This is a genomic window from Streptomyces sp. NPDC043908 (genome assembly GCF_056435525.1).
This window is the reverse complement of the sequence record NZ_JBWKEI010000013.1, coordinates 26,219-36,742: the sequence shown is the minus strand read 5'-3', so window position 1 is coordinate 36,742 and position 10,524 is coordinate 26,219. Positions and strand designations below refer to the sequence as shown.

Below are 10,524 nucleotides of genomic sequence, written 5' to 3'. Positions count from 1 at the left end.
TCTTTCCTCTATCCCCCTTGAGGGGGCTGAGCCTTCGAGCGGCATAGAGGCGTTGGGGGGGGGGGGGGGGGGGAAACCCCCCCCCCCCCCCGAGCCCATAACGATGTGTCAACTCTACGCGCGTAGGCGGGAGTTGGCGCGCTAGCGTCACCACGCCCTCTGCCCCCACCCCCCTCCTTCTCGTAGGAGAGTGCGCCATCAACGCGTCCAGTCCTCCCGCCGTCGAACTGCGCGGCATCACCAAACGATTCCCCGGCGTCGTCGCCAACAAGGACATCGACATCACCGTCAAGAAGGGCACCGTCCATGCCCTCTGCGGTGAGAACGGTGCCGGCAAGTCGACCCTGATGAAGATCCTCTACGGCATGCAGAAGCCGGACGAGGGAACCATCACCGTCGACGGCGAGCAGGCGGTCTTCCACAGCCCCGCCGACGCCATCGCCCGTGGGATCGGCATGGTGCACCAGCACTTCATGCTCGCCGACAACCTCACCGTCCTGGAGAACGTGGTCCTCGGCGGCGAGAAGCTGTACGGCATCGGCGCCAAGGCCCGTAAGAAGATCAAGGAGATCTCGGACGCGTACGGCCTGGGTGTCCGTCCCGACGCCCTGGTCGAGGACCTCGGTGTCGCCGACCGCCAGCGCGTGGAGATCCTCAAGGTCCTCTACCGCGGCGCCCGCACCCTCATCCTCGACGAGCCGACGGCCGTCCTGGTCCCGCAGGAGGTCGAGGCGCTCTTCGACAACCTGCGCGAGCTCAAGGCCGAGGGCCTGACCGTCATCTTCATCTCCCACAAGCTGGGCGAGGTGCTCTCGGTCGCCGACGACATCACCGTCATCCGGCGCGGCACCACGGTCGGCACCGCCGACCCGAGGAACACCACCACCAAGCAGCTCGCCGAGCTGATGGTCGGCAGCGAGCTCCCGTCCCCGGAGACCCGCGAGTCGACGGTCACCGATGTGCCGATGCTCAAGGTGGACGAGCTGAAGCTGGCCGCCACCGACCCCGACGGCGTGGTGCGCGAGGTGCTCTCCGGAGTGTCCTTCACCATCCACAAGGGCGAGGTGCTCGGCATCGCCGGCGTCGAGGGCAACGGCCAGGCCGAGCTCGTCGAGGCCATCATGGGCATGCGCGACCCGGACGGCGGTGTCATCACCCTCGACGCCACCGACATTTCGCACGCGCCCACCCGCAAGCGCCGCGAGGGCGGCATCGGGTACATCCCCGAGGACCGCCACCGCCACGGCCTGCTCCTGGAGGCCCCCCTCTGGGAGAACCGCGTCCTCGGCCACGTCACCGAGCGCCCCAACTCCAAGGGCGGTCTGCTCGACAACAAGGCCGCGCGCGCGGACACCGAGCGCATCGTGCGCGAGTACGACGTGCGCACCCCGGGCATCGAGGTCACCGCGGCCTCGCTCTCCGGCGGCAACCAGCAGAAGCTGATCGTCGGCCGCGAGATGAGCCACAACCCCAAGCTCCTGATCGCCGCGCACCCCACCCGGGGCGTGGACGTGGGCGCACAGGCGCAGATCTGGGACCAGATCCGCACGGCCCGCCGCGAGGGCCTCGCGGTGCTGCTGATCTCCGCCGACCTGGACGAGCTGATCGGCCTGTCCGACACCCTGCGGGTGATGTACCGCGGCCGCCTGGTCGCCGACGCCGACCCCGCCACGATCACCCCTGAGGAGCTGGGCTCCGCCATGACCGGCGCCGCCGCCGGCCATCTGGAGCACCACGACAGCACCGGGGGAGAGGACCGATGAAAAAGTTCACCCAGCGCATCGACAGGGAGAAGCTGCTCCTCGCGATCGCGGCCCCCGTGCTCGCGGTGGTGGCGGCGCTCGTCGTCACCGCCCTGGTCATCCTGGCCACCGGCAAGAACCCGATGCCCGCCTTCGACGACATGCTGTCGTACGGCTCCGCCAGCGACAGCCAGGTCTACATCCTCAACAAGGCGACGACGTACTACCTCGCGGGCATCGCGGTGGCCGTCGGCTTCCGGATGAACCTCTTCAACATCGGTGTGGACGGCCAGTACCGCATCGCGGCCTTCCTCGCCGCCGTCATCGGCGGCGCGGTCTCGCTGCCGGGCATCGTCGCCATCCCGCTGATGATCCTCGCGGCGATGGTGACGGGCGCCCTGTGGGCGGCCATCGCGGGCGTCCTCAAGGTCACCCGGGGCGTCAGCGAGGTCATCTCGACCATCATGCTGAACGCCATCGCGACCGCGATCATCGCCTACCTGCTCCAGCCCGAGCGGCTCGGCCAGCTCGACCAGGCGGGCACGCTCGTCTCCACCAAGCCGCTGCCGCACAGCTCCTGGTTCTTCCACATCGACAACGGTGACGCCGGTCAGATCTGGGGCTTCGTCGTCATCGCGGTGCTCGTCGGCCTGGCCTACTGGTTCGTGCTCGGCCGCACCCGCTTCGGCTTCGACCTGCGGGCCGTCGGCCAGTCCGAGTCCGCGGCCGCGGCCAGCGGTGCCAACGTCAAGAAGATGATCATCACCAGCATGATCATCTCGGGCGCGGTGGCCGGTCTGGTCGGTCTGCCGACGCTGCTCAACGACAGCCACCAGTTCGACAACAGCTTCCCGCTCGGCCTCGGCTTCACCGGTATCGCCGTCGCGCTGCTCGGCCGCAACCACCCGGTGGGCGTCGCGCTCGCCGCGCTGGTCTGGGGCTACCTGGAGCGCACCACCGGCCACTTCGAAGTGATCGGCTACGACAAGGAGATCCTCGGCGTGATCCAGGGCGTCATCGTCCTGTGCGTCGTGATCGCGTACGAAGTCGTCCGCCGCTACGGCCTCAAGCGCCAGCAGCAGCGCGTCGGCGCCGAGCTCGCGGCCCAGGCCGCCAAGAAGCAGGAGGTGACGGCATGAGCGTCACGACGACCCCCGCCAAGACCCCGCCGCCCCCGGCCGGGCTCAAGGGCAACGCCAAGCGCACGTTCTCCCTGGCGCAGATCCTGATGATCATCGCGGGCGCGCTGATCCTGGTCTCCGCCGTGCGCGTCATCACCGGCGCCGACCAGCTGACCTCCACCGGCCAGATCAGCGCGGCCCTCGGCCTCGCGGTGCCGATCGGCCTCGCGGGCCTCGCGGGCCTGTGGTCCGAGCGGGCCGGCGTGGTCAACATCGGCCTCGAAGGCATGATGATCCTCGGCACGTTCGGCGCCGGCTGGGTGGGCTGGCAGTCCAGCCCCTGGCTCGGCCTGATCGCGGGCGTCGGCTTCGGCGTGCTGGGCGGCCTCGTCCACGCGGTCGCCACCATCACCTTCGGCGTCGACCACATCGTCTCCGGTGTGGCCGTCAACCTGCTCGCGCTCGGCGCCACGCAGTACATGGCGAAGCTCTTCTTCAACGAGGGCGACGCGGCGGCCAAGGGCGGCAACCCCAAGCAGTCGCCGCCCGCCGAGTCCCTGCCCGACTTCACGGTCCCGGGCCTGTCCTCCGGCCTGGAGTCGATCCAGAAGCACCACTGGTTCCTGATCTCCGACCTCGCCGGGATCCTCGGCGGTGTGGTCACCAACGTCTCCTGGGTCACCGTCATCGCCGTGCTGCTCTTCGTGGGCACCTGGTGGGTGCTGTGGAAGAGCGCGTTCGGCCTGCGGCTGCGCTCCTGCGGCGAGAACCCGATCGCCGCCGAGTCCCTCGGCGTCAACGTGTACTCGTACAAGTACGCGGCGGTCGCCGTCTCCGGCGGTCTCGCCGGTCTCGGCGGCGCGTTCCTCGCGCTGGTCACCTCGCACATCTACCTGGAGGGCCAGACCGGCGGCCGCGGTTACATCGGTCTCGCCGCGATGATCTTCGGCAACTGGCGGCCGGGCGGACTCGCCATGGGCGCGGGCCTCTTCGGCTTCTCCGACGCGCTCCAGCTGCGCAACGGCGGCACCACCGTCCACGCGCTGCTGCTCCTGCTCGTGATCCTCCTCGTCGCCCTGGCGGCCTGGAAGGCGTACAAGAAGGCGATGGTCCAGGCGGCGATCAGCGCGGTCGTGGCCGCCGCGATCCTGGTCTGGTACCTGGCCACCGACGACGTCCCCAGCGACTTCGTCGGCGCCACGCCGTACGTCGTCACCCTGCTCGTGCTGTCGCTCTCCGCGCAGCGCCTGCGGATGCCCAAGGCCGACGGCATGCGCTACCGCAAGGGCCAGGGCAAGTGACGCCGGACGCCCCCGCCGCCACCGCCGTCGACTGGGAGGCGCTGCGCGAGGCGGCCCGGGACGCCATGTCCCGGGCGTACGCCCCGTACTCGGGCTACCCGGTCGGCGCGGCGGCGCTCGTGGACGACGGGCGCACCGTCACCGGCTGCAACGTCGAGAACGCCAGCTACGGCCTCGGCCTGTGCGCGGAGTGCGGGCTGGTCTCGGCGCTGCGGCTCGGCGGCGGCGGACGCCTGACGCACTTCGTGTGCGTCGACGGCCACGGCGCCGTCCTGGTGCCCTGCGGCCGCTGCCGCCAGCTGCTCTTCGAGCACGGCGGCCCGGAGCTGCTCGTGGAGACCCCGGAGGGGATCCTGCCGCTCTCCGCGATGCTCCCGCAGGCCTTCGGGCCGGACCACCTCACGCAGGACCCCAAGTAACCACCGCGGCCCCTCCGTTGCTGATCAGCCAGGGAGGGGCCGCATCCGTCAGACCTCTCTATGCGCGTAGAGTCGCGTATACCGTACGGACGAACCGCACTTGCCGGAAGGAATGCCATGGACGTCATCTCCGTCATCCGCACCAAGCGAGACCGGGGCGAGCTGAGCCCGGAGCAGATCGACTGGGTCATCGACGCCTACACCCGGGGTGTCGTCGCCGACGAGCAGATGTCGGCGCTGGCCATGGCGATCCTGCTCAACGGCATGAACCGTACGGAGATCGCCCGCTGGACCGCCGCGATGATCGCGTCCGGCGAGCGCATGAACTTCGACGCGCTCTCGCGGCCCACCGCCGACAAGCACTCCACCGGCGGCGTCGGCGACAAGATCACGCTGCCGCTCGCCCCGCTGGTCGCCGCGTGCGGCGCGGCCGTGCCGCAGCTGTCCGGCCGGGGCCTCGGCCACACCGGCGGCACCCTGGACAAGCTGGAGTCCATCCCCGGCTGGCGCGCGCTGCTCTCCAACGAGGAGATGCTGAACGTCCTGGACACCACCGGCGCCGTCATCTGCGCGGCCGGCGACGGCCTGGCCCCGGCCGACAAGAAGCTCTACGCGCTGCGCGACGTCACCGGCACCGTCGAGGCCATCCCGCTGATCGCCTCCTCGATCATGTCCAAGAAGATCGCCGAGGGCACCGGCTCGCTGGTCCTCGACGTCAAGGTCGGCACCGGCGCCTTCATGAAGACCATCGAGGACGCCCGCGAGCTAGCCTCCACCATGGTCGCGCTCGGCACCGACAGCGGCGTGAAGACCGTCGCGCTGCTCACCGACATGTCCACCCCGCTCGGCCTCACCGCGGGCAACGCCCTCGAAGTGCGCGAGTCCGTCGAGGTCCTGGCCGGTGGCGGCCCCAAGGACGTCGTCGACCTCACCCTGGCGCTCGCCCGCGAGATGCTGGACGCCGCCGGGATCAAGGACGCCGACCCCGAGAAGGCCCTCGCCGACGGCTCGGCCATGGACGTGTGGCGCCGGATGATCGCGGCCCAGGGCGGCGACCCGGACGCCACCCTGCCGGTCGCCCGCGAGCAGCACGTCGTCACCGCTCCCGCCTCGGGCGTGCTGACCCGCCTGGACGCGTACGACATCGGCGTCGCCGCCTGGCGCCTGGGCGCCGGCCGGGCGCGCAAGGAGGACCCGGTGCAGGCGGGCGCCGGCGTCGAGCTGCACGCCAAGCCGGGCGACACGGTGACGGCGGGCCAGCCGCTGCTCACCCTGCACACGGACACGCCGGAGAAGTTCGACTACGCCCTGAAGACGCTGGGCGACTCGTACGACATCGCCCCGGCGGGTACCTCGTTCACCGCGAACCCGATCGTGCTGGACCGCATCGCCTGACCCCCGCTCCGTCCCGCACGGACCCGCCCCGGGCCCCGCACGGACCCGCCGGGTCCCGCGCAGACCCGCCCCGGCCGATGACTTTCCCGGCCGGGGCGGGTCTGTCCGCATGTGAACCCCACTCGACCCGCGCTCCTCGTCGTCCCGTCGCCGCTGGCCCTCGCCGACGTCCCCGCGCTGTGCGCGCGGCTGCGGTCGCTGTACGCGGCCGGGGCGCGGGAGGTGGTCTGCGACGTGGGCGGGCTCGTCCGGGCCGATCTGGCGGCGGTGGAGGCGGTGGCCCGGCTCCGGCTGACCGCGCGCCGGGCGGGTGGGGGGCTGTCGCTGCGGGGGGTTGGGCCGGGGTTGGCGGCGCTGCTGCACCTCACGGGGCTGGCGGAGTAACCGTCCTGGGGTGCCTTGCCTTTGCCCGCGGGCGGGTGGCGTGCCGCTCGCGCAGTTCCCCGCGCCCCTGGTCGGCCGGGAGTTTGTCTGCGGGTGGGTGGTGGGCTGGTCGCGCAGTTCCCCGCGCCCCTGAACGGCCCGGTCTTCGTCTGCGGGTCGGTGGTGGGCTGGTCGCGCAGTTCCCCGCGCCCCTGATCGGCCCGGTCTTCGTCTGCGGGTGGGTGGTGGGCTGGTCGCGCAGTTCCCCGCGCCCCTGGTCGGCCCGGTCTTCGTCTGCGGGTCGGTGGTCGGTTGCTCGCGCAGTTCCCCGCGCCCCTGAAAGCCCATGGCTGAGCTGGGTTCTCCGGCTGCGGACGACTACCCAAGGGGCGCGGGGAACTGCGCGAGAAGCGCCCACGGTCCGCAGACGAACGAGGGTTTCAGGGGCGCGGGGAACGGCGCGAGCAACCCTCCACGGTCCGCAGACGAGCGCGGGGTTAGGGGCGCGGGGAACTGCGCGAGAAGCGGCCACGGTCCGCAGACGAGCGCGGGGTTAGGGGCGCGGGGAACTGCGCAAGCACCCGCAACCCCCACGCAGCCGCAGACGAACGACGGTTTCAGGGGCGCGGGGAACTGCGCGAGTGAGTTGGCACGGGCCGCAGGCGAGCGCGGGGTTGGGGGCGCGGGGAACTGCGCAAGTGGCCGCACCCCCACCTCTCGCAGACGAACCCGCGCCGCTTCAGCCCTCCCCGAGCGTCGGGGGCAGGCCGAACAGGGGGAACCACCGCGCCGTGTCCAGGAACGCGTTGAGCCCGACTATCTTGCCGTCGGCGATCTCCACGACCTGGAGCGCCCACGGCTCATGCCGCCCCCCGGGCCCGCTCGCCCGGTACTGCCCGAACGCGGGCGTCCCGTTGGCGACCGTGGGGACGAGGCGCGAGCCCCGGCAGTCGGCCCCGGGACCCACATGCCAGGCCACGATGTCCTCGGGACCGCTCAGCCACAGGTCGTACGGCGGCATCGACAGCGTCGCGTCCTCGTGCAGCAGGGACGTCAGGGCCGACATGTCGTACCCCTCGAACGCCGCCACATAGCGGGCAAGGAGCTTCTGCTGGTCCTCGTCGAGCGGGTCCGCCGCGTCCGAGGCGCGCGGCTCCGACTCCGCCAGCGTCGAACGCGCCCGCTGGAGCGCGCTGTTGACCGACGCCACCGTCGTGCCCAGCAGCTCGGCCACCTCGCTCGCCTTCCAGGCGAGCACCTCGCGCAGGATGAGCACGGCCCGCTGCTTGGGCGGCAGATGCTGGAGCGCCGCGACGAAGGCGAGCCGCACGCTCTCGCGCGCGACGGCCGTCTCGGCCGGGTCGTCCACGGCCGTCGGCAGCACCCGCGCGTCCGGCACCGGCTCCAGCCAGGTGACCTCCGGGCGCGAGCGCAGCACGGCCGAGGACGCCGTCTGCGGGGCCGTCAGGTCCATCGGGCGGGCCCGCTTGCCGCTGGCGGTCAGCATGTCCAGGCAGACGTTGGTCGCGATCCGGTAGAGCCAGGACCGCAGGGACGAGCGGCCCTCGAACTTCTCGTAACTCCGCCACGCCCGCACCAGCGTGTCCTGTACCGCGTCCTCCGCCTCGAAGGCCGAGCCGAGCATCCGGTAGCAGTACCCCGTCAGCTCGGTCCGGTGCTTCTCCAGACGGGAGTCGAGGTCCGTCGCCACCGCAGGATCCGCCGTCCGATCACCCATCGCGTCCACCCCAGATCGCCCATGTGCTCCAGCTCTTCGGAAGCTACAGGAGCCCACTGACAATCGCGCATCGGGCGGACGTCTCAGCAGGTCACACGGGGTGCGCCGAGGCGCGTCGCGGCGCGGCGCCGCTCGGTGCGGGCGGCATGGCTGCCGTACAGCGTCACCGAGACGACGCCCAGGACGGCGAGCAGGCCGAGCAGGACCGTGGCGGCCCAGCCGCCGGCGTGGAAGGCGACCGCGCCCAGGGTGCCGCCCGCGCTGCTGCCCAGGTAGTACGCGGACTGGTAGAGCGCAGACGCCTGGGCGCGGCCCGACTTCGCGGTGCGGCTCACCGAGGAGGACGCGACCGCGTGGCCCGCGAAGAAGCCCGCGGTGATCAGGACCAGGCCCGCCAGGACCGCCGCCAGCGAATCGAGCAGGCTCAGCACCAGCCCGGCGGCCGTGGTGGAGACGGCCAGGTACAGCGCGCCCCGGCGGCCGAGCCGGGCCACCAGCGTCCCGGCGCCCGCCGAGGAGACCGTACCGACCAGGTACACCAGGAAGATCGAGCCGACCACGCCCTGCGGCAGGTGGAAGGGCGCGGCGGTGAGCCGGTAGCCGATGACCGTGTAGACGGCGCCGAAGACCGTCATGAAGAGCGCGCCGATCGCGTACAGGCGCACGAGCAGCGGGTCCGCGAGGTGGCCGCGCACGGTGGCGGCCAGCGCGCGCGGGTCCAGGGGAGCGGGCCGGAAGTGGCGCGACTTCGGGAGCAGCAGCCGGAAGACCACCGCGCACCCGGCCGCCAGAAGTCCGACCGCGGCCAGCGCCGCGCGCCAGCCCCACGCCTGGGCCACCCAGCCGGTGAGGATGCGGCCGCTCATGCCGCCGATGGAGTTGCCCGCGACGAACAGGCCGATCGCGGCGACCAGCGCCTTGGGCCGCACCTCCTCGGCGAGGTAGGCCATGGCGGAGGCGGGCAGTCCGGCCAGGGCCGCGCCCTGGACCGCCCGCAGCGCCACCAGCCAGCCCACGGTGGGCGCGAACGGGACGAGCAGCCCCACGCCGACCGCGACCACCAGGGAGACCGTCATCGTCCGGGACCGCCCGAACCGCTCGGACACCGCGCTCAGCGGCAGTACGCACAGCGCCAGCGCGCCGGTCGCCGCCGACACGGTCCAGCTCGCCGCGGAGGCCGACGCCCCCAGGTCCCCGGAGATCAGCGGGAGCAGCGCCTGGGTGGAGTAGAGGAGGGCGAAGGTGGCGACCCCGGCCGCGAAGAGCGCGAAGCTCATCCGGCGGTAGCCGGGGGCGCCCGGGGAGAGCTGGTCGGGGGACGGCGCGGTGGAGGCACCCACGGTGGCGGGTGCCCCGGTACTGGCGGGAGGCATGATTCGACCGTAGGCCGGTGAGATTTATGCGTCCAATGCGTGGAGCGCGCATAATCGATCCACGTACGCATAAGCACAGCTCAGGCGGGTGTCTGTCATTGAACAGTAACGAAGAAGACATGGTAGCGGTACTCGCGCCCCGCCTCGCCTACTTCGCCGCGGTCGCCCGGCACGAGCACGTCACGCGTGCGGCGCAGGAGCTCGGCGTGCCCCAGTCGACGCTCTCGCGCGCGATGGTGCGGCTCGAAGAGGACCTGGGCGTCACCCTGTTCGCCCGCCGGGGCCGCACCGTCTCGCTGACCCCGGCCGGGCGCACCTTCCTGGCCTCGGCCGAACGCTCCCTCGCGGAGGTCGGGCGGGCCGCCGAGTCGGTGCGGGCCGACGCCGACCCGGCGACGGGCAAGGTCGCCTTCGGCTTCCTGCACACCATGGGCTCCGAGACCGTCCCCGGCCTCATCCGGGCCTTCCGCGTCACCCACCCCCGGGTGCGCTTCACGCTGGTGCAGAACTACGGCGAGGCCATGATCGAACGGCTGCGCGCCGGGGACCTCGACCTCTGCCTCACCTCGCCGGTGCCCGACGCGCCCGACCTGGTGGCCCGGCGCCTGGACGAGCAGCGGCTGCGCCTCGTCGTCCCCGACGACCACCGCCTCGCGGCCCGCAAGCGGGTGCGGCTCGCGGAGGCGGCCGAGGAGACGTTCGTGACCCTGGAGCCCGGCTACGGGCTGCGGCGCATCACGGACGACCTGTGCGCCCGGGCCGGCTTCACGCCCCGGGTGGCCTTCGAGGGCGAGGAGGCGGAGACCCTGCGCGGTCTGGTGGCGGCGGGCCTGGGCGTGGCCCTGCTGCCGCCGCCCGCGGTGGCCCGCCCGGGCGTGGTCGAGCTGACGGTGACGGCGCCCCGGGCGGTCCGCGAGATCGGGGTGGCCTGGCTCGACGGCCACCCCGACACCCCGCCGGTGGCCGCCTTCAAGGCGTTCCTGCTGTCGCGCCGGGGGCAGTTGCTGCCGGTCTGAGAGCCGGGCCCCGAACCCCCGTCCTCCGGACGGACGAGGGGGGTGCGAGGCAGGCT

9 protein-coding genes are annotated in these 10,524 nt (G+C 72.3%); 7 read left to right on the top strand and 2 right to left on the bottom strand.

Translation table 11 applies throughout. From position 1 onward, the window contains the following. The first annotated feature begins 227 nt into the window (after positions 1-227). The 6 genes from AC069K_RS26360 to AC069K_RS26335 all read left to right on the top strand — a co-directional run bounded on the left by AC069K_RS26360 (position 228) and on the right by AC069K_RS26335 (position 6,362). Entirely contained in the window at positions 228-1,763 is a 1,536-nt protein-coding gene (locus AC069K_RS26360; RefSeq protein ID WP_365103977.1) for an ABC transporter ATP-binding protein, read from the top strand. Then, complete coding sequence (locus AC069K_RS26355; RefSeq protein WP_358831728.1) at positions 1,760-2,881, top strand: ABC transporter permease; 1,122 nt, start codon at positions 1,760-1,762, stop codon at positions 2,879-2,881. Before AC069K_RS26360 ends, AC069K_RS26355 begins: the two co-directional genes overlap by 4 nt. After that, a complete protein-coding gene (locus AC069K_RS26350; RefSeq protein WP_478620520.1) occupies positions 2,878-4,164 on the top strand; it encodes an ABC transporter permease in 1,287 nt (428 codons plus the stop codon). Before AC069K_RS26355 ends, AC069K_RS26350 begins: the two co-directional genes overlap by 4 nt. Further along, a complete protein-coding gene (locus AC069K_RS26345; protein ID WP_478620517.1) occupies positions 4,161-4,583 on the top strand; it encodes a cytidine deaminase in 423 nt (140 codons plus the stop codon). The genes AC069K_RS26350 and AC069K_RS26345 overlap by 4 nt, the downstream gene beginning before the upstream one ends. 117 nt (positions 4,584-4,700) lie before the next feature. Then, positions 4,701-5,978, top strand: coding sequence for a thymidine phosphorylase (locus tag AC069K_RS26340; RefSeq protein ID WP_358831725.1), 1,278 nt, complete (start codon positions 4,701-4,703; stop codon positions 5,976-5,978). Positions 5,979-6,089: 111 nt separating this feature from the next. After that, entirely contained in the window at positions 6,090-6,362 is a 273-nt protein-coding gene (locus AC069K_RS26335) for an STAS domain-containing protein (RefSeq protein ID WP_365103912.1), read from the top strand. 718 nt (positions 6,363-7,080) lie between these two features. Here AC069K_RS26335 and AC069K_RS26330 read toward each other — a convergent pair. After that, positions 7,081-8,079 carry a sigma-70 family RNA polymerase sigma factor gene (locus tag AC069K_RS26330; RefSeq protein WP_358831723.1) on the bottom strand — a complete coding sequence of 333 codons (999 nt, stop codon included), beginning with the start codon at positions 8,077-8,079 and terminating at the stop codon, positions 7,081-7,083. An 83-nt stretch (positions 8,080-8,162) separates the two neighbouring features. Continuing rightward, positions 8,163-9,452 (bottom strand): MFS transporter, encoded by a 1,290-nt coding sequence (locus AC069K_RS26325; RefSeq protein ID WP_365103915.1) that lies wholly within the window; start codon positions 9,450-9,452, stop codon positions 8,163-8,165. Between the two features lie 119 nt (positions 9,453-9,571). On the opposite strand from AC069K_RS26325, the gene AC069K_RS26320 reads away from it, so the two are divergent. Continuing rightward, entirely contained in the window at positions 9,572-10,468 is an 897-nt protein-coding gene (locus tag AC069K_RS26320) for a LysR family transcriptional regulator (RefSeq protein WP_365103918.1), read from the top strand. Positions 10,469-10,524: the final 56 nt, after the last annotated feature.

Coding starts and splice junctions, on each gene's coding strand:
- AC069K_RS26355 (WP_358831728.1), top strand. CDS start 1,760: ATGAAAAAGTTCACCCAGCGCATCGACAGGGAGAAGCTGCTCCTCGCG.
- AC069K_RS26350 (WP_478620520.1), top strand. CDS start 2,878: ATGAGCGTCACGACGACCCCCGCCAAGACCCCGCCGCCCCCGGCCGGG.
- AC069K_RS26340 (WP_358831725.1), top strand. CDS start 4,701: ATGGACGTCATCTCCGTCATCCGCACCAAGCGAGACCGGGGCGAGCTG.
- AC069K_RS26330 (WP_358831723.1), bottom strand. CDS start 8,079: ATGGGTGATCGGACGGCGGATCCTGCGGTGGCGACGGACCTCGACTCC.
- AC069K_RS26325 (WP_365103915.1), bottom strand. CDS start 9,452: ATGCCTCCCGCCAGTACCGGGGCACCCGCCACCGTGGGTGCCTCCACC.
- AC069K_RS26320 (WP_365103918.1), top strand. CDS start 9,572: ATGGTAGCGGTACTCGCGCCCCGCCTCGCCTACTTCGCCGCGGTCGCC.